Here is a 17225-nt window from a genome sequence, read left to right on the forward strand (position 1 = left end):
ATTGAATTACTTAAGTTCCGGCCAGTACTCTTTGTTCGCTTCGATCATGTCATCAAGGATAAGTTTCGCCACTTTCGCTGATGGAATGGTCTTGTTAAGCGCAAAGGCTTGTAGCGCTTTGTCGTAAGAGCCTTCAATTGCAGCATCAACCAAGCACTTCTCAGACATTAGCTGTTGCTGCAGCATGCCTTGGTAGAAGTGTGGCACTTCACCCACTTGGATTGGGTAGACTTTATCGCGGCCGAGTAGCGCAGGCACTTCCACCATCGCGTCATCTGGCAAGCCTTTGATGATGCCGTTGTTAGGAATGATCACTAGCCACTTCTGGCGTAGGTCATAAGCCATAGACATCGCCACATCTGCGATAAACTCACCGTGCACGCCAACGTGGAACTTACCTTCTACGTTGCCATCTGATGCTTTGATTTGCTCAATTGCTTCAAACATCTTCTTCTCACGACCTTCCATAACCTCGTTAGCACGAGTGTGCTCTGGGTTGGACTGAGCCACGATATCGTCAGCCATTAGGTAGTATTGAAGGTAAGTGTTTGGCACGTATTCTGGGAACATCTGCATCAAAGGCTGGGTGTTCTTGAAGGTCTTGATCCAAGAAGGCTCAGAGTGACACGCGTTCTCCACTTCTTCTTCAGTCAACATGCCGAATTTTTGGATGTGGTTACGAAGGAACGGGATCTTCTCTTCGCCATCAACCTTAATAGACGTAAACCAGCCGTAGTGGTTCAGACCGAAGTACTCGACGTCGAGATCATAACGATTCACACCAAGGATATTCGATAGGTTACGCTCAATCGCCACAGGCATGTCACAGATGTTAAGCACGCGAGCGTTTGGACGTAGGCGGTGAACTGCATCAGCCACAATCGCCGCTGGGTTCGAGTAGTTCAGCATCCAGCAAGACTCTTTAGCGAAGCGCTCCATGTGGTCGATAAGCTCAATCATTGGGAAGATAGTACGCATACCGTAAGCCAGACCACCTGCACCACAAGTCTCTTGTCCTACACAGCCGTGACGCAGTGGGATCTTCTCGTCGGTTTCACGCATCTTGTACTGACCAACGCGGATTTGAGCAAATACAAAGTCAGCGTGAGAGAAAGCCACTTCCGGCTCCGTCGTCACTTTCAGTTTCACGTGTGGAGCATGAGTTTTGACCACGTAGTCCACCAATACTGCAACGTTGTCTTGGCGCTGTGCATCGATATCGTACATGCGGATTTCCGCGATAGGGAAGTCATCCCCTTTCATTAGAAGAGCTTTAACGATACCGGCAGTGTATGTTGAGCCGCCGCCTGCGATTGCGATGATTTGTGGTTGTTTGGTCATAACCAACTCCAATTTGTTTTTGAATGCTGTTCGGATATTTAAAAGGTCATGTAATTTATAACCTATCTTGAATAGGTATTATCCTAGGGATTTGTTGTGACGTGACAAATCAAATACCTTTAATGTGTGATCGTATTCAAACAATAGTTGGTATTGGTTATGGAAATACGGGTTTTCTATGTCCTCTTTTACGAGATAAGTAGATAGCCAGCTTGTGAGCGTTCGGGTGAAACCAAGCCTCGGTATAATCAAAATAACGCCCATCTTCGAGGTTGGATATTGAGCGCAGGTTCATGATTGGGTGGCTTTTCTCCATTCCAAGCAAGGCCATGATCTCCTCATCGGAGTCGACGGCGGTGAACTCTTGGCGACTGCCTTGGATCAGCATCCCTTTCTCATGCTCGACATAATCAAACTTCGACTTCTGTAACGTAGAGATATTGAGGTCGGGAAACAGTGCGACAGGCATATAGCTGTCTTCGACAATCCTTGGCTGGTCATCAATAAACTTCACTCGACGTATATAATACAAGGGCTCATTAGGTTTGAGTCCTAGGAGTTTATGGACGGGTGCATTATCACTACTCATCAAAAATTGCGTCACCTGATACTTCACGGTCTTATTGTTATGGGTCAGGATTTCAGAGGTACCGGCCAAACTATTAAGCTGATGCGAATATTGCTTTTCCAGTACATAGGTACCAGAACCACGGCGCTTTTCGACCAGCTTGAGCTTAACCAGTTCATCCACTGCCTTGCGAATGGTGATGCGGCTGACTTGGTACTCTTCAATTAACTGCTTTTCTGTTGGTAATGCTGAGCCAACGCAGTACACATCCGCGTTGATCTTCTCTTTTAAGCTCTCTAATACTTTTACGTATAGCACGATGTCATTTCCCAAAAAATTATTGGTTATATCAACATCACAATAACATAATAAATTGGTTCTATATTAGGTCATTCATCACATTCTAGGTACAAGAAAGTTGTTATGACTTCTTTTCTGAATAAAGTGATTTGCAGAAATAAAATAATTAATAGCGTATTTAGGAACATCAATAATGAACAAAGAAGCTATAACCACTTATATGAGTGACTTATCGCGCGCCATGCTGGCACCGATATATGTCCTCCCACTAGTGGGTTTTGTGATTGCTATCGGAGCGGCAACAACCAACCCAGGCATTGTCGAAGTACTGCCTTTCTTAGACGCCCCTTTCTTTAAAGGGATGGGGGAAGTGTTGGTTTGGTCAACGCTAAGCGTTCTTATTAACCTGCATATCATCTTTGCTGTCGGTATTTCGATGGGGCTTGCGAAAAAAGACAAGCACCTCGCTGGCTTTAACGCGCTGATCATCTACTTCATTTACCTGTACACCATGCATACCTATATGAAGTTCAATGGTCTGCTATTGGATGGTGACTTAGGGGGCACCGGTCAGGCGAGCATCCTTGGATTGCAAGTGGTCGATACGGGTATCTTTGTTGGTATGCTGATCGGTATTGTTAACGCCTACTTCCACAATAAATACAGCCAAAAGGTACTGAAAGGCGCGCTATCACTATACGGTGAATCTCGTCTGGTACTTATTATCATGATCCCAGTCGCGATTGGCCTTGGTATTCTGTTTACCCACATCTGGCCACCGGTTCAGCATGCTATCTTCGGCTTTGGCGAGAGCATTCGCGGCGCAGGTTCTATGGGCGTTGGCGTGTACGGTTTCCTTGAGCGTATCCTTATTCCAACTGGTCTTCACCACCTGCTTTGGGTGCCAATGCACTTCTCTGATCTCGGTGGCTGTGCCATGGTGGCAGGTCAAAACTACTGCGGCATCGAGAACATCTTCCTTGCTGAAATTGGTGACCCAGAGACGACGCGTCTTTCTAGCTCAATCGTGTTTGATTCACGCAGCTTAGTAAAAATCTTCGGTTTGACGGGTGCGGGTCTAGCCATGTACCACTGTGCTGACCAAGACAAGCGCGAAAAAGTGAAAGCGATTGTGTTCCCTGCAGTGCTGTCTTCTATTTTGGTGGGTGTTACTGAGCCGATTGAATTCTCATTCCTTTTCGTCGCGCCAATTCTATTTGTTGTGCACGCTATCCTAACTGGCCTATTCATGGCTGTGTTGTCTCTGCTGGATGTCGTGGCGGTAGGTAAAGGTGGCCTTATCGACTTTATCGTTTACAACATCCCACTAGGTACCGATAAAACCGATTGGCCGATGTACGTGGCGATTGGTCTGGTTCAGCTCGCCGTGTACTACTTTGTGTTCCGCGCGCTGATCACACACCTTAACCTGAAAACCATTGGTCGCGGTGAAGCTGAAATGAAGCTACAAACCAAAGACGACTACAAGAATCGCAACAAGACGGCGGCGATTGATAGCGCAGTCGGTGAGTTCAACTCGGTTGCTATCATTGAAGGCCTAGGTGGTAAAAACAACATCATCGATGTGCAAAACTGCTACACCCGATTACGCGTCGAAATTCGTGACCCATCATTAGTGGATGAGGCGAAAATCCAAGAGTCTAACCCAATGGGTTTGGTGAACAAGGGACAAAACATTCAAATCATTTTTGGAAGCCACGTGGCGTCGGTGCGCCAAGAAGTGAATGAGTTTTTAGAAGCCATGGCGTAGTAAGGCTATATTTTCCTCTCTCTACTAAAAGGCCTAGGTGATCATACCTAGGCCTTTCTATTTAAAGCGAGTGATGTCGCTACATCAACCACTTCCACCAAACGAATACGGCTAAGAATCCAAATAGATAAATCAGACCTACAATCGACAGCGCTTTTAGACGGCTGCCCATTTGCAACACTGGTGGCAGCGTGGCTTTTGATACCAGAATATAGTTAAGCAGTGCAAACACCGGCGTGGTAACAAATGCCATGATCATCGCAAAGTCGAGCATTGGCATCAGTGCTTTAGCGAAGAAAGCGATAATCGAGATAGCCGCAATAGACACCACAATGACCCATGCTTGGTAGGATTTCGGGTTCTCTTCGGTTTTGTTCTGAAGCAGGCGTTGTGACTCAGCAATTGCGCGCGAGTAGCCATCAATTACAGTAATCGTGCTACCAAAGATACAGAAAAAGGCGATGACAGCAATGAGGTAGCGCGACCATTCACCAATCGTTGACGCATACATGCTCACCAATTGATGTGAGAACCCTACACCCGATGCGGACAGCTCTGTCCCTGAACCGTGGATCACCAGTGCACCTAGTGCAACGAACACCAAAGCTAATAAAGCCGTACCGATATAACCGACATTAAAATCGAACAGCGCCGATTCAGCGGTTACTTTCTGCTTTTTACACTGACTCTTAAGCCACATGGATGTGATGCTGGAGATCTCGATAGGCGCTGGCATCCAGCCCATGGTCACAACGATGAAGCCGATAGCGGCGATGGTCCAAGGTGATGGCGCTTGGTAATCTGCCGGTGCAACACTGCCATTTGATGCCGCAATAATGACGGCTGTGACGGTGGCAACGGTCAGCGTCGCCATAATGGCTTTCGAGAGCCCGTCGAGCGCTTTATAGTGACCCGCAAACAAAATACCGACGCATGTGGCGAGTACGATGCCGCATAACGCAAGTGATGAGAGTTCGAACGGTAGGAAGTAACCAAGCAAGCTGGCACTAAACAACAGTAGAGCTGCTGTGTTCACGACAGCGGAAACGACGGTAAGTAGCGTAAACACCCATAGGTAGCCGCGACCCAATCCTTCATAACCTTGAATCAGGCTATTACCCGTACCAACGGTATATTGCACTCCTGCTCTAAAGAATGGGTATTTAAACAGGTTAACGAGCAGGATCAGCGCAGCGAGTTGCCAGCCATAGATGGCACCCGCCTTTGTTGAGGCGACAAGATGAGAGCCACCGACTGCTGCGGCAGCCATCATAATGCCAGGGCCAAGAGAGCGTACTAAATGGGAAAGGCCAGGGCGTGATGCTGGCTCAGAAGGGATAGAGGTATCCATGACACGAGTCCTTTTATGATTATTATCCGTAATAAAGTCGCTGTAAAAAATAGTTTACGAAACGATAGAAAATTATTTCCGACCCCTCCATTTCTACAGAAATTTCAGCAGGATGCAATGCAAGAAGCGACGAAATTAATCAATGATTGGTCGGTATGTCTGAATGGTCGATAAAAGGTAGTGTTTTATGCTGATAATGTGGGTGTAATTAAAGCATCATCATTGAAGGCAAAGGAAAAAGAGTAGGAAAAAATATCGGAAAGTGTCGCGAGAGTGAGCTCTCGCGACGCTAAGTGTTGGGTTTTGCGATGTTGTCAGCTATTCCTGTGGCTGAGGCTTTCTTTTTAGCTGTTGAACGATGAGGCCAATGACAATAAGCACTAAACCTATCAATGTAGAAGGATGGATCTCTTCACCGATGATTGTGGCGAGTAGCATGAGTGAGATGAACGGCGAAGCAAAAATAAGATTGCTTATACGCGCAGTGTTTTGAGTTAGCTTTAGTGCGCTAAGCCAAAGGACAAAAGTAATCCCCATCTCAAACAGTCCGACGTAACTAACCGCCAGCCATCCTTTCAGCGTGATGTTAGACCATGTGGCGCCCTCGTAGATGGCAACACCAAACGCAAAGGGCAGAGCAACCAAAAAGCCAAGTAGTACACCAACAACTGGATCGGCCGTGTTTTTGGTGTTTAGGATCCAATAACCTGCCCACAATAGTGTGGAGAGCAGGGCGAGTGCCACACCAGCAGGGCTATCAAACTGAAGTCCCAATACATCGCCCTTAGTGGCGATCACCACCACACCGAGATACCCCAAGGCACACGCAAACCAATCTTGCGGACGGATTTTCTGCTTTAGGAACACGGCAGCCATTAAGGTCAGTGTAATGGCCCAGCTGTAGTTGATGGGCTGCGCTTGGGAAGCAGGCAGTAGATCGTAGGCTTTGAACAGGATCAGATAGTAGGCGAACGGGTTGATCAGCCCAAGCAACAAGTAGTACCAAGGGTTTGATATAAAAGTTGTCTTTAGCTGAGAAAGTGTCCCTTTCATCGCGCACACGACAACCAGAGCGATCGTTGAGGCGACAGAAGCAGCCGCGACCATTTGAGCGGGCGTGAATTCAGCCAGTGTGAGCTTAAATGCGGTTGCGACGGTGGACCACAATAAGACGGCGGATAACCCAAATAGCAGGGCTTTGCGTTCGTTATGCATTGAGATGTTAGCGTTGGGATGGAGTGAACAATGCCAGCATCTTACCAGTGAATGGCATTCTGAAAACCCACAAATGTCAGATTATGATTGCTGGTCACACAAGACTAGAGAGAGATAAGTGGTGGTAGAGGCGTCAGGTCAATTAACGGTGCTTGTTGCCATGATGTCTCACTGGCGAACAGCCATAGGGTGTCGACGCGATCGTGCTTGAGAGACGAGATATCAACCAGCGTCATGAGAGCATAAAAGCGGCGCACATAATGGACAGTTTCATTGGGTAAGGTCAGCTTGGTAAACTCTCGGCTACCTGCTCTGTTGATGGCGCGTTGAACTCGTCCTTCACCCGCATTGTAGGCGGCTAACGTGAGGTTGATGTCACCATCAAACTTACGATACAGAAACGACAGATACTGCATCGCAGCACGTGTGCTTGGCTCAATCTCAAAGCGCTGATCGAGGTTTTGGTCTACGGTTAACCCAAAGCGTTTGGCGGTGGCTGGCATCAGTTGCCAAAGCCCGGCGGCTTTGGCAGGAGAGACGGCTTTGGGGTTATAGGAGGACTCGAGCATGGGGACCAGGACTAAACTGTCTGGTAGCGATTTTTGTTTAAGCTGCTTGAATATCTCATCCACCAGTGGGCTGAACTCTTCAAACTTCTTAATGATATGACTTTGATAAGGCTTGAGCGTGGCAATATGTGGTGCCACATCAGATTGAGCAGGTTTGGCATCACTTTGGGTGTGCCAGATACACAGCAAGCCTATCACTAACCAAAGCAGCCAGTGACTGACTCTCGAGCTGACTCTACAGCGAGCGTGCATGTTCCTCATAACTGTGTTGCTCTCGCCCGGTTAACTCACCAAGCAGTTCATGAAAAGCCGCTGAGCTTTGTCCATTCTCTTGATTGTATTTTTGGCACTCTTTAATGAGCGATTCAAGGATCTGCCACTGTTTGCGGACATTGTCAGACAGCTTGATAGGTAGCGCTCTGACTAAACGCTCAACCCCTTGTTCCGAGCAGGGCAAATTTAGCTGACTAAGAAGCCGACTACGCTGGCTGGCATTGTGGCCAAGCTGCTTAAGTACTGGCAGCTGTTTGCTGATGTTGTGACTTAGTGACTCACCATCGAATTTTAGATACAGGGCTTTTTGGTGCTGCAGCAATGAGAGCAGCTTGCGATACAGTTTGATGTCTTCAGAAATGCTAACGACAAAGTTCTGCACGAGCTCGGTTTTCGAGGTGGCCATCTTGGTTACTCCACTAAATGGGTGGTTCGCTTAGGACTCGTGACCGGTATGGAAACGCATCACAGCTTGCGAAAGGGCTTTGACATCCAGTCCAAGTTCACCGTTTGCGAGTGCATTTCGTACCGCTTCCACTTTCGCCATATCGACGTTTGGCATTGCAGCAAGCTCAGCTTGCGCCTTGTCTAGTGCTGCTGTATTTGCATTGAATGCGGCTTGGGAAACGGTCTTACGTGCCGGTGCTTCAGGCGTTTGAGTCTTAGACTGATTGAAGTTGGTTTGTGGGACATGTCCGCCGGCCACTTTGTCGATTTTCATTGTGTTGCTGTCCTATCAATATGTCGATAACAGTATAGGGCGACAAAGCGAGCATCAGTATTAAATCTGCCCAGCTAAATTTGTTGCTCTTTTTTTTCTATCTCAATGCCCTATGACATTTCGAGCGCATTGATTGAAAAATGTTACCTTGAGTCAGAAATTTAAAATTGAGTGTGAACCTGGTTCAAACCAGACACGACCGCTCGAATGACTTTTTTAGATTGGCTGTTTTGCACCTTTATTTGCTCTCCTGAAGCGCCGGTTTCCAGCGCAATCCCTTTGGTTGTCGCATTGAACCCATCTCTTTCGGCGATGATGACCACTTCATTTCCCTTTTCGACTAACGGAGGGCTACTAACAAATTTGCTATCGATGATTTGACCAGTGCGCATGCGTCGCGTGACTTGCTTACCCTGCAATGTGGAGAGGTCGGTAACAAACGAGGTCGCCCGCGATAGGGTTCGAGTTTCTAGACGTATCGAGCGAGAGTCGATGCTGTCATGCCGATTGAGCGTGGTGCTGGCAACGGCCACAGGTAGCGACAACGTGGCTCGGATGCTGACGTTGATGCGCCAGTCATTACTGCCATCCTCACAGCTGACGCTGCGTTTAAGGTTGCCAACCGGTAGTGTTTGGTGATCGCGACTGCTCGTAATGAGAGGGGAAAGGCAGCGATTGAGATGTTTTGCTGACTCTGGAACCAATATCACTAGCCTTGCCTCGTAGTGATCCCAATGATGCGTCGCAGCAAGCTGTTCTAGTTCGGAATTCAGTGCTTGTCGCACAACTTGCTCAATGCTCATTTGAGTCATTTTGAGCTCGTTCGCTAAGGCATGATTACTGAGTAAAAGGCTCAATAGTGAGCCCAAAATCCACTTCCCCATCCTGTCTCTCGCTTCCGTAAATCGGAAGTTCCGCTTCCTTTGTTTTGTGTAATTCATTGTTTTTATTGGTTTTAAAAGTTGGCATGTATCTTGTTCTTTCTTTGTGACTATCGCCCATTTAAGGACAGAGACATGGCAATCAGTTTTGACAGTGCATTAGGTGTACATCCAGAAGCACTGAATTTTCGAGTCCAAAGAACCAAGGTGCTTGCAAGTAACTTAGCAAATGTCGATACGCCTGGGTACCTAGCTAAGGACCTGAGTTTTACCACAGTGATGAAACAAGCTAGCGCCAATGGTGTGCATACCGCCACGCCTAAATTGGATATCGCTACCCAGTATTCGGTGCCTTACCAGAACAGCAAGGATGGCAATACAGTTGAGCTGGGTGTTGAGCAAGCCAAATTCACTCAAAACAACATGGATTTTCAAACCAGCCTGACATTCATGAACATGAAGTTTAATGGGTTGGCGAAAGCGATCGAGGGACGTTAATCATGTCATTTACTGATATCTATTCCATTGCTGGCTCTGCGATGACCGCGCAGACCGTTCGGCTTAATACGGTCGCCAGTAACCTGGCTAACGCTGATGCGGTATCGGCCAATCCAGATGATGCCTATAAACCCCTTAAACCAGTGTTTGCCACTGTGTATAGCCAAACACAACTGACGAGCCAGCAGGGTGTGTATCCCAATGCCGAGGTTCGCATTGTCGATGTGGTACAAGGCAGCGCTCAGGCTGAACAGCGCTTTGAACCGAATAACCCGTTGGCAAACGAAGAGGGTTATGTCTACTACCCGGGTGTCGATGTGGTTTCTGAAATGGCGGACATGATGTCGGCCACTCGCAGCTTCGAAACCAATGTGGAAGTGTTGTCGAATGTGAAAAGCATGCAGCAGGGCCTGCTTCGTTTAGGGCAGGGTAGCTAATGAGTATTGCACAGTTCAACGCACTCGATACGGACACTCCGGTTAGCCAGCAAGCGAATGCAGGCGTGTCGGCAAATCCTCAAGATTCGAATAGTGCTAACTCACTTCAAAATGAATTTATCACCTTGATGGTGGCGCAGATTCAAAACCAAGACCCACTAAACCCGCTGGATGGTACCGAGTATGTCAGTCAGCTCGCACAGTTCTCTCAGGTTCAAAGTACCGAGAACATGTCGATGCTGATGCAAAACAGCATGGTGCTACTCGACAACATGCAGGTACTGTCAACGGCAGGCTTGGTTGGTCAAACCGTTTACGTCAATGGTAACGAATTTGAGCTCAGTGATGGCGCTCAGAAAGGTCGTGTAGAGCTTGCACATTCATCAAGCCAAGTGACCTTAGTCGTCGAAGATGAGTTTGGGCAAAAAACCAAGGTGCCACTGGGTGCTCATCCAGCTGGGGATGTGGATTTTTCTATCGACCCAGAAGAGTTGGGTCTCAAACCTGGTAAGTACAGCGTTTCGGTAGAGGTACAAGAAGGACAAGCATCACCATCAGTGATGTTGGCCGGTGAAGTCCAGCAGGTTCGCATTCCAAGTAGTGGCGGCGCCGCTATGGTCAACGTCGCGGGTGTCGGTAACGTGCCTTTCTATCAAATCAGTCAGTTTGGTGCTTAGCGCCGAGTGTAAAACCAACAAAACTATCAGAATAAAGAGGACATCATGAGTTTTAATATTGCTTTAAGCGGCTTGGACGCCACTAATACTCAGCTAAACACCATCAGCCATAACATTGCTAACGCGTCGACCTACGGTTTTAAAGAGGCGCGCACCGAATTCTCTGCGGTTTATAACGGCATGCAGCCAGGCGGTGTTGAGGTAGCATCTATCTCGCAAAACTTCGATAAGAATGGTTCAGTCTCTGGTACGGGTCGCGCGATGGACCTTGCCATCAATGGCAATGGCTTCTTCGTAACGAAAGACTTGATGGGGCAGACGCTTTACACCCGCTCAGGTGTGTTTGGTACTGACAAAGATAACTTTGTTGTGGGTAATACTGGCGCCAAGCTTCAGGGCTACGGTGTCGATAGCAATAACAATCTGCTTGACGGTGCGGTTGGCGATATCAAGATCAGCACCTCTTCGTTGGCGGCAAAAGCCACCGACAAACTGGATTTCATCGCCAACTTTGATGCAAGTGCGACAGCCATCGATCAAACGGTCACGCCATTTGACCCAAATAACCCAGACTCATTCAACTCATCTTACACCTCTAAGGTGTACGACTCGCTGGGTAACTCTCATACAGTAACGCAGTATTTCACGAAAACAGCGGACAACACTTGGGAAGTGAACGTTCAAGTCGATGGTGGTACCACACCTGTTTCAACGGTTCCTGTCACCTTTAATCCAGACGGCACACTAAACTCGCCAACAGGCACGACGAATATCAGCTTCCCTGCAGCCGGTGCTAACCCAATGAGCATCGATATTAGCCTAGCAGGCAGCACCCAATTTGGCGCTTCGTTTGGTGTGAGCACCAATAGCCCAAATGGCTACACATCCGGTGAACTTGCGGGTGTTCGCGTTGAGAACAACGGCATGGTGTTCGCAACATACACCAACGGTCAATCTCAGCTTCAAGGTCAGGTCGTACTGGCTAATTTTGCCAACCCTCAAGGTCTTGCCAAAACCAATGGCACAGCTTGGACTCAAAGCTTTAGCTCAGGCGCACCCGTAGTCGGCACACCAGGTACCGGCGTTTTGGGCGATCTCACCCCAGGTGCACTAGAGGGTTCAAATGTGGACTTGACCTCTGAGCTTGTGAACCTGATGACCGCTCAGCGCAACTATCAGGCGAATGCGAAGACAATCTCTACGTCTGACAAGCTGACTCAAGCTCTGTTTAACGCGGTATAGGATCTAACCTATGGATAGCTTGCTATTTACTGCGACAACGGGGGCCAGCCGAGTACTTAAAGCTCAGCATGTTCGTTCCAACAACCTATCGAATGCCGACACCGCCGGCTTTCGCGCGGATATGGAACGCGTTAATAGCGTTCCATTGCAAGGCTCTGGTTTTGATGGTCGCACTATGGTGGTCACCAACTCAGCGGCAACTCGTTTTGATTCTGGTGACGTCGTTAAAACGGGGCGTCCACTGGATATCGCCATCATGGGCGAGGGCTACATCAGTGTGCAAACGCCAGCAGGCAACGAGGCATACACGCGTGCCGGTAACATTAAGGTCGATGACCTCGGCGCCATGACCATCAACGGCTTTGCGGTTGTCGGTGATAACGGACCTATGGTGCTACCGGAATTTCAGAAGGTGGAAATCAGTGAGCGTGGACGCGTCTCGGTGATCCCTCCTGGCGGTGGTGCAGAGGTGGAAGTTGGCACATTAAAGCTGGTGAAGCCGGACATTACCCAACTGCAAAAAGAGAGCGACAGCCTGCTGCACAGCTTGGATGGTCAGCCTTTTGCTGCTGATGCCACCGTTAATCTTGCCCCAGAGCACATCGAAAGCAGTAACGTGTCTGCCATTGATGAACTGCTCAGTGTGATGTCGCTAACGCGCAACTTCGAAATGCAGATCCGCATGATGAAAACCGCAGAAACCCTAGCGCAATCAGGAAATAAATTAATGAGCGCGAGCTAGTCGCGTTTAAAGGAGTAAACCATGCATTCAGCATTATGGGTCAGTAAAACAGGGATGGCCGCCCAAGACACGAAAATGACGGCAATCTCAAACAACCTAGCCAACGTTAATACGGTCGGTTTTAAGCGTGACCGAGTGGTCTTCGAAGACCTGTTCTACAGCATTCAGCGCCAACCGGGCGCACAAGTAGACCAAGTGAATCAGCTGCCAACCGGTGTGCAGCTTGGTAGTGGTGTTCGTGTTGTCGGTACACAGAAAGTCTTCACTCAGGGCAGTGCACAGAACACAGGGCAAGAGCTGGATCTCGCGGTTATGGGACAAGGCTTCTTCCAGATTGAAAACTCTGACGGTCAAATCATGTATACCCGCAACGGCCAGTTTCATGTCAACTCTGAGGGCTTGATGGTGAACAGTCAGGGCTTGCCTCTTGAGCCACAAATCCAGATCCCAGATAACGCGTTGACGCTATCGGTTGGTGTGGATGGCACGGTAACCACGACAACGGCAGATGGTCCTGCTCCTCAAGAGCTTGGTCAGATCACGTTGGCTAAGTTTATCAATCCCGCTGGTTTAGAGGCGATTGGTGGCAACCTGTTTAAAGAAACGGAAGCGAGCGGTCAGGCGGAAGAACTCATCGCTGGTGAAGAAGGTGCGGGCAGCATTAAACAGGGCGCGTTGGAGGGCTCCAACGTGCAAGTCGTGGAAGAGATGGTGGACATGATCACCACTCAACGTGCCTACGAGATGAACGCCAAGGTCGTGTCGGCTGCCGATGACATGCTTAAGTTTGTTGCTCAAGCCGTGTAACTCGGTCGGATAAGTTAGCGGGAAATAACGTGAAAGGAAGTTGTGACATGAAATGGTTTTCTCGAAGCCTTTTGACGCGAAGCACTGCTCTTGTGAGAAGAATAGCGCTGCTGAGCTTGCTGGTATTGGCAGGGTGTGCCTCTAGACCTGAGTTTGTGCCGCCAGAGCCAGACGAGCAGAAGTACGCGCCGCCAGAGCTTAGTTATGCGTTGCCAGAGGCGACCAATGGCAGTTTGTATCGTCACCAATACAACCTCACGCTATTTCAAGATCGCCGCGCTTATCGCGTTGGCGATGTGCTAACCATTCTTCTTGTGGAAGAAACCCAATCAAGCAAAAAAGCCGACACCAAGTTTGGTAAGTCTTCCAACGTCGACTTTGGCGCGGCGACCGTAGGCGGAAAAACGTTAAATGAAACCGCCGTTGGTATCAGCGGAAGCCGAGCCTTTGATGGCAGCGCAGCGAGCTCTCAGGGCAATAAGCTTGAAGGGGCCATCACGGTTACTGTCCATGAAGTCATGCCTAACGGCGTACTGAAAGTCAGTGGCGAAAAGTGGATTCGCCTTAATCAAGGGGATGAGTTCATTCGTGTGACAGGAATCGTCAGAGCCGATGACGTCGACCGCTACAACCAAGTCTTCTCTCATCGAATTGGTGATGCTCGTATTACCTACTCAGGACGCGGAGCCTTAGCCGACAGCAACTCAGCCGGTTGGTTAACGCAGTTCTTTACTAGCCCATGGATGCCGTTTTAATGCTTAACACTCGTCGTTTTCTTGATACTTTTTTCACGGCATTGATGACCGCCTCAGCGATTATCTTGATGCCGTCAGCTCACGCTGAAGTGGAAATTCCTATTATGGACCTTGTCGATGTGCAAGGTGTGCGCACTAACCAATTGGTGGGTTATGGCTTGGTCGTGGGTCTTGATGGTCAGGGTGACCGAAACCAGGTGAAGTTCACGGCACAATCCATTACCAACATGCTGCGTCAGTTCGGTGTGCAGATTGGTGATGACGCTAACCCTAAGCTGCGTAATGTGGCATCGGTGAGCGTGACGGCCTCTGTTGACCCAATGGCAGGCCCGGGTCAGATGTTGGATATCGTGGTGTCATCGATTGGTGATGCTAAGAGCTTACGCGGCGGTACATTGCTGCTCACACCGCTGCGCGGTGTTGATGGCGAGGTGTATGCAGTAGCACAAGGCAATGTGGTTGTAGGCGGCGTTTCTGCTGAAGGACGCAGCGGCTCTAAGATTGCAGTAAATACGCCAACAGCGGGTCGCGTACCCAATGGGGCAACACTGGAGCGTGAAATCCCATCGGACTTTAACTCACGGCCACAAATCACGCTTAATCTTCGCAAGGCAAGCTTCACTACTGCGAAGAATATTGCTCGTGAGATCAACAGCACTTTTGGCCCTGAGGTCGCGATTGCAGTCAACAAGGTACGTGTTGATATGCGCGCGCCGAAAGACAGTCAACAGCGAGTCACCATGATGTCGATGCTTGAAGAGATGAGTGTTGTTGAGGGGCGTAAGCCAGCTCGTATCGTGTTCAACTCGCGCACTGGCACCGTTGTGGTCGGTAAGAACGTCAAAGTCACCGAAGCGGCAGTCAGTCACGGTAATCTTACTGTAGCTATCAGTGAGTCACAGCGGGTTAGTCAGCCAAACGCGTTCGCTGATGGCGATACCGTGGTTGTCGACCAGACCAAGATCGACATCAACGAAGACCAAGCGCAAATGGTGATCTGGCCTGAAGGGACAGAGCTGAACACGATAGTAAACGCAGTTAATAGCTTAGGCGCAACACCAACCGATTTGATGTCCATTCTGCAAGCCCTACATGAAGCAGGCGCACTGAATGCTGAGTTGGTAGTGATCTAGGAGGCGATGATGAAAATAGATGCCATGAACGACACGACTCGTGTCAACAGTATGCTTTATCACGACAACGCAGCGCTGACCAACATTAGACACAGCAACGACAGCCCAGAAGCGCTAAAAGAGGTGGCAGGTCAGTTTGAAGCCATGTTCTTGCAGATGGTGCTCAGACAGATGCGCAGCAGTAGCGATGTACTTGCCGATGAAGACAGTCCTTTTTCTTCTCAGCAGCATGGGGTATTTCGCGATATGCACGATGGTCAGCTCTCCATCGAGCTGGCGAAGAAACAAAACTCGGGTATCGCCGATATGTTGGTTAAGCAATTGGGACCGGCCCAAAGTGCGAGCTCTAACCAAGAGGTACAGTTTGATGCCGCGCGCGTGCAAGCCATGGGCTCAGCCAATGACATGGAAGGCAAATCACAAACTCATGCATTGGGTGATACAAACGCGTCTTTGTTAGTTAACGACGAGCCCACTTCCGCCGCCTTTAATCTTCAGTCTCCTCGTGAGGCTGCCATGACCATGGCCTTCTCTCAGCCTCTAATGAAAATCACGGAGCGTTAACTGCAATGAGCCTTATTAATATCGCGCTTTCAGGCATGAATGCCAACCGCGTGGCACTGGATGTCACGGCGCAAAACGTTGCTAACGTGAATACCCCAGGATACAGCCGCCAGCAAGCTTTGATGTCTTCAGTGGCAGGCGGAAAATACGATTTCAACTCACCCGGTATGGGGGTCGAAGTTACCAGCATACGCCGTGTGACAGACCAATACCTAGTGAAACAAACCTGGTCGACAGCCAGTGAAGCCAATTATTCGGCGGGATACTTGTCGGCCATGAGCCAACTAGAAAACATGCTGGGTGCCGATGGTTTTAGCTTGTCGGCGGGACTCGATAGTCTGTTTGCATCGCTCAATGATGCAACCACCAAACCAGAATCGACACCGCTGCGTCAGCAGGTGATCAACGAGTCAGAAGCCTTAGCTCGCCGATTTAATACGCTCACCGAATCGCTGCATAATCAGCATAAAGATGTACACGATCAGCGCAATGCTGCGCTGTCTCATGCCAACAGTTTGATGGCGAACATTGCTCAAGTAAACAAGCAGATCGTTGAGATGCAAGGCACCGGAGGCAACGCCTCTCAGCTCATGGATACTCGTGATGCGCTCATCGGAGAGTTGTCGACCATCATGGCGGTGAAAACCACCGACCAACCGGATGGTAGCGTGCAAGTGTCATTGGCGTCAGGTCAGCCGCTTGTGATGGGCTCGGATTCAAGTGTGATTAAGGCGATTCCAGACCCAAGTGACCCTTACCTTGCGGATCTGCACATTGAATTTGGTAATCAAACCTTTGCAGCGAAAGGGGATATTGGCGGCAAGTTAGGCGCACTTCATGACTACCAAGTCGATGTGCTTGTACCGAATCAACAAGCCATAGATGACATGGCCCGTAGTGTTGCCGATGAATTTAATGCCGTGCTTGCTGCGGGGTTGGATCTAAATGGTAACCCTGGTGCGCCGCTATTTACCTATGATCCAGCGAACCCAGCAGCAAGCTTAGATATCACCAATATTACCGCCGATGAGCTGGCATTTTCTGCCGACGGTAATCCGGGTAACAGTGACAATCTCAAGGATTTGATTGCTATCAGCAATAAGCCAGTGGCGATCTCAGGACTTGGCTCGCTGTCCCTAAACGATGCGTTTACCGCGATGGTCGGTGAAACAGCCATTAAAGCACGACAAGCGGAGTCTGATTATCAGGCGAAAAAAGCAATGTCGGATCAAGCGGTTGCAGCGCGCGACAACGTCAGTGCCGTAAACAGTGACGAAGAGGCGGCAAACCTAATGACCTTTGCCAACGCCCATAATGCCAATATGAAAGTGATCAGCACAGCGAATCAGCTGTTTGACTCTGTATTGCAGCTATTTTAAG

Annotated in this window: 19 protein-coding genes; 11 read left to right on the forward strand and 8 right to left on the reverse strand. The window is 49.1% G+C overall.

Annotation, left to right across the window (positions count from 1 at the left end):
- Positions 1 to 6: 6 nt before the first annotated feature.
- On the reverse strand, positions 7 to 1341 hold the full coding sequence (locus J4N45_RS00330) for a 6-phospho-alpha-glucosidase (protein ID WP_252013013.1): 1335 nt from the start codon (positions 1339 to 1341) through the stop codon (positions 7 to 9).
- 157 nt (positions 1342 to 1498) lie between these two features.
- A complete protein-coding gene (locus tag J4N45_RS00335) occupies positions 1499 to 2227 on the reverse strand; it encodes a GntR family transcriptional regulator (RefSeq protein ID WP_052413449.1) in 729 nt (242 codons plus the stop codon).
- Between the two features lie 175 nt (positions 2228 to 2402).
- On the opposite strand from J4N45_RS00335, the gene J4N45_RS00340 reads away from it, so the two are divergent.
- Entirely contained in the window at positions 2403 to 3980 is a 1578-nt protein-coding gene (locus J4N45_RS00340; RefSeq protein ID WP_252013014.1) for a PTS transporter subunit EIIC, read from the forward strand.
- A 79-nt stretch (positions 3981 to 4059) separates the two neighbouring features.
- On the opposite strand, the gene J4N45_RS00345 is transcribed toward J4N45_RS00340, so the two are convergent.
- The 6 genes from J4N45_RS00345 to flgA all read right to left on the reverse strand — a co-directional run bounded on the left by J4N45_RS00345 (position 4060) and on the right by flgA (position 8921).
- Positions 4060 to 5331 (reverse strand): NRAMP family divalent metal transporter, encoded by a 1272-nt coding sequence (locus J4N45_RS00345; RefSeq protein WP_252013015.1) that lies wholly within the window; start codon positions 5329 to 5331, stop codon positions 4060 to 4062.
- Between the two features lie 318 nt (positions 5332 to 5649).
- Positions 5650 to 6546 (reverse strand): DMT family transporter, encoded by an 897-nt coding sequence (locus tag J4N45_RS00350; RefSeq protein ID WP_252013016.1) that lies wholly within the window; start codon positions 6544 to 6546, stop codon positions 5650 to 5652.
- 104 nt (positions 6547 to 6650) lie between these two features.
- Positions 6651 to 7367, reverse strand: coding sequence for a lytic transglycosylase domain-containing protein (locus tag J4N45_RS00355; RefSeq protein ID WP_503056824.1), 717 nt, complete (start codon positions 7365 to 7367; stop codon positions 6651 to 6653).
- Positions 7351 to 7794 (reverse strand): flagellar protein FlgN, encoded by a 444-nt coding sequence (locus tag J4N45_RS00360; RefSeq protein ID WP_042477816.1) that lies wholly within the window; start codon positions 7792 to 7794, stop codon positions 7351 to 7353. Before J4N45_RS00360 ends, J4N45_RS00355 begins: the two co-directional genes overlap by 17 nt.
- A gap of 30 nt (positions 7795 to 7824) precedes the next feature.
- Complete coding sequence (gene flgM / locus J4N45_RS00365) at positions 7825 to 8109, reverse strand: flagellar biosynthesis anti-sigma factor FlgM (protein WP_042477817.1); 285 nt, start codon at positions 8107 to 8109, stop codon at positions 7825 to 7827.
- 161 nt (positions 8110 to 8270) lie between these two features.
- Entirely contained in the window at positions 8271 to 8921 is a 651-nt protein-coding gene (gene flgA / locus J4N45_RS00370) for a flagellar basal body P-ring formation chaperone FlgA (protein ID WP_252013018.1), read from the reverse strand.
- Between the two features lie 204 nt (positions 8922 to 9125).
- On the opposite strand from flgA, the gene flgB reads away from it, so the two are divergent.
- The 10 genes from flgB to flgK are packed head-to-tail and all read left to right on the forward strand — an operon-like array spanning position 9126 to position 17224.
- Positions 9126 to 9488: a flagellar basal body rod protein FlgB gene (flgB, locus tag J4N45_RS00375; RefSeq protein ID WP_128648347.1), complete on the forward strand. Its 363-nt coding sequence runs from the start codon at positions 9126 to 9128 to the stop codon at positions 9486 to 9488.
- Positions 9489 to 9490: 2 nt separating this feature from the next.
- Positions 9491 to 9925: a flagellar basal body rod protein FlgC gene (flgC, locus tag J4N45_RS00380; protein ID WP_252013019.1), complete on the forward strand. Its 435-nt coding sequence runs from the start codon at positions 9491 to 9493 to the stop codon at positions 9923 to 9925.
- On the forward strand, positions 9925 to 10602 hold the full coding sequence (gene flgD, locus J4N45_RS00385) for a flagellar hook assembly protein FlgD (protein WP_252013020.1): 678 nt from the start codon (positions 9925 to 9927) through the stop codon (positions 10600 to 10602). Before flgC ends, flgD begins: the two co-directional genes overlap by 1 nt.
- A 45-nt stretch (positions 10603 to 10647) precedes the next feature.
- Entirely contained in the window at positions 10648 to 11844 is a 1197-nt protein-coding gene (gene flgE / locus J4N45_RS00390; RefSeq protein WP_252013021.1) for a flagellar hook protein FlgE, read from the forward strand.
- A 10-nt stretch (positions 11845 to 11854) separates the two neighbouring features.
- Positions 11855 to 12586 carry a flagellar basal body rod protein FlgF gene (locus J4N45_RS00395; RefSeq protein WP_042477831.1) on the forward strand — a complete coding sequence of 244 codons (732 nt, stop codon included), beginning with the start codon at positions 11855 to 11857 and terminating at the stop codon, positions 12584 to 12586.
- A gap of 21 nt (positions 12587 to 12607) precedes the next feature.
- Positions 12608 to 13393: a flagellar basal-body rod protein FlgG gene (flgG, locus tag J4N45_RS00400; protein WP_252013022.1), complete on the forward strand. Its 786-nt coding sequence runs from the start codon at positions 12608 to 12610 to the stop codon at positions 13391 to 13393.
- 47 nt (positions 13394 to 13440) lie between these two features.
- Complete coding sequence (flgH, locus tag J4N45_RS00405; protein WP_252013023.1) at positions 13441 to 14148, forward strand: flagellar basal body L-ring protein FlgH; 708 nt, start codon at positions 13441 to 13443, stop codon at positions 14146 to 14148.
- 44 nt (positions 14149 to 14192) lie between these two features.
- Entirely contained in the window at positions 14193 to 15281 is a 1089-nt protein-coding gene (locus J4N45_RS00410) for a flagellar basal body P-ring protein FlgI (protein WP_234496144.1), read from the forward strand.
- Positions 15282 to 15290: 9 nt separating this feature from the next.
- Complete coding sequence (locus J4N45_RS00415; protein WP_252013024.1) at positions 15291 to 15845, forward strand: rod-binding protein; 555 nt, start codon at positions 15291 to 15293, stop codon at positions 15843 to 15845.
- A 5-nt stretch (positions 15846 to 15850) separates the two neighbouring features.
- Positions 15851 to 17224, forward strand: a complete 1374-nt coding sequence (gene flgK, locus J4N45_RS00420) for a flagellar hook-associated protein FlgK (protein WP_234494796.1) — start codon at positions 15851 to 15853, stop codon at positions 17222 to 17224.
- Position 17225 lies beyond the last annotated feature (1 nt).

The organism is Vibrio sp. SCSIO 43140 (assembly GCF_023716585.1).
In the GTDB taxonomy this organism is placed as follows: Bacteria; Pseudomonadota; Gammaproteobacteria; order Enterobacterales; family Vibrionaceae; genus Vibrio; species Vibrio maritimus_B.

What these genes read in the sequence shown, in the direction of transcription:
- J4N45_RS00410 (WP_234496144.1), top strand. Translation starts at nt 14,193, where the DNA reads ATGACCGCCTCAGCGATTATCTTGATGCCGTCAGCTCACGCTGAAGTG.
- flgB (WP_128648347.1), top strand. Translation starts at nt 9,126, where the DNA reads ATGGCAATCAGTTTTGACAGTGCATTAGGTGTACATCCAGAAGCACTG.
- flgM (WP_042477817.1), bottom strand. Translation starts at nt 8,109, where the DNA reads ATGAAAATCGACAAAGTGGCCGGCGGACATGTCCCACAAACCAACTTC.
- flgH (WP_252013023.1), top strand. Translation starts at nt 13,441, where the DNA reads ATGAAATGGTTTTCTCGAAGCCTTTTGACGCGAAGCACTGCTCTTGTG.
- flgE (WP_252013021.1), top strand. Translation starts at nt 10,648, where the DNA reads ATGAGTTTTAATATTGCTTTAAGCGGCTTGGACGCCACTAATACTCAG.
- J4N45_RS00345 (WP_252013015.1), bottom strand. Translation starts at nt 5,331, where the DNA reads ATGGATACCTCTATCCCTTCTGAGCCAGCATCACGCCCTGGCCTTTCC.
- J4N45_RS00355 (WP_503056824.1), bottom strand. Translation starts at nt 7,367, where the DNA reads ATGCACGCTCGCTGTAGAGTCAGCTCGAGAGTCAGTCACTGGCTGCTT.
- flgA (WP_252013018.1), bottom strand. Translation starts at nt 8,921, where the DNA reads ATGACTCAAATGAGCATTGAGCAAGTTGTGCGACAAGCACTGAATTCC.
- flgG (WP_252013022.1), top strand. Translation starts at nt 12,608, where the DNA reads ATGCATTCAGCATTATGGGTCAGTAAAACAGGGATGGCCGCCCAAGAC.
- J4N45_RS00350 (WP_252013016.1), bottom strand. Translation starts at nt 6,546, where the DNA reads ATGCATAACGAACGCAAAGCCCTGCTATTTGGGTTATCCGCCGTCTTA.
- J4N45_RS00340 (WP_252013014.1), top strand. Translation starts at nt 2,403, where the DNA reads ATGAACAAAGAAGCTATAACCACTTATATGAGTGACTTATCGCGCGCC.
- J4N45_RS00415 (WP_252013024.1), top strand. Translation starts at nt 15,291, where the DNA reads ATGAAAATAGATGCCATGAACGACACGACTCGTGTCAACAGTATGCTT.
- flgC (WP_252013019.1), top strand. Translation starts at nt 9,491, where the DNA reads ATGTCATTTACTGATATCTATTCCATTGCTGGCTCTGCGATGACCGCG.
- J4N45_RS00330 (WP_252013013.1), bottom strand. Translation starts at nt 1,341, where the DNA reads ATGACCAAACAACCACAAATCATCGCAATCGCAGGCGGCGGCTCAACA.
- J4N45_RS00395 (WP_042477831.1), top strand. Translation starts at nt 11,855, where the DNA reads ATGGATAGCTTGCTATTTACTGCGACAACGGGGGCCAGCCGAGTACTT.
- flgD (WP_252013020.1), top strand. Translation starts at nt 9,925, where the DNA reads ATGAGTATTGCACAGTTCAACGCACTCGATACGGACACTCCGGTTAGC.
- flgK (WP_234494796.1), top strand. Translation starts at nt 15,851, where the DNA reads ATGAGCCTTATTAATATCGCGCTTTCAGGCATGAATGCCAACCGCGTG.
- J4N45_RS00360 (WP_042477816.1), bottom strand. Translation starts at nt 7,794, where the DNA reads ATGGCCACCTCGAAAACCGAGCTCGTGCAGAACTTTGTCGTTAGCATT.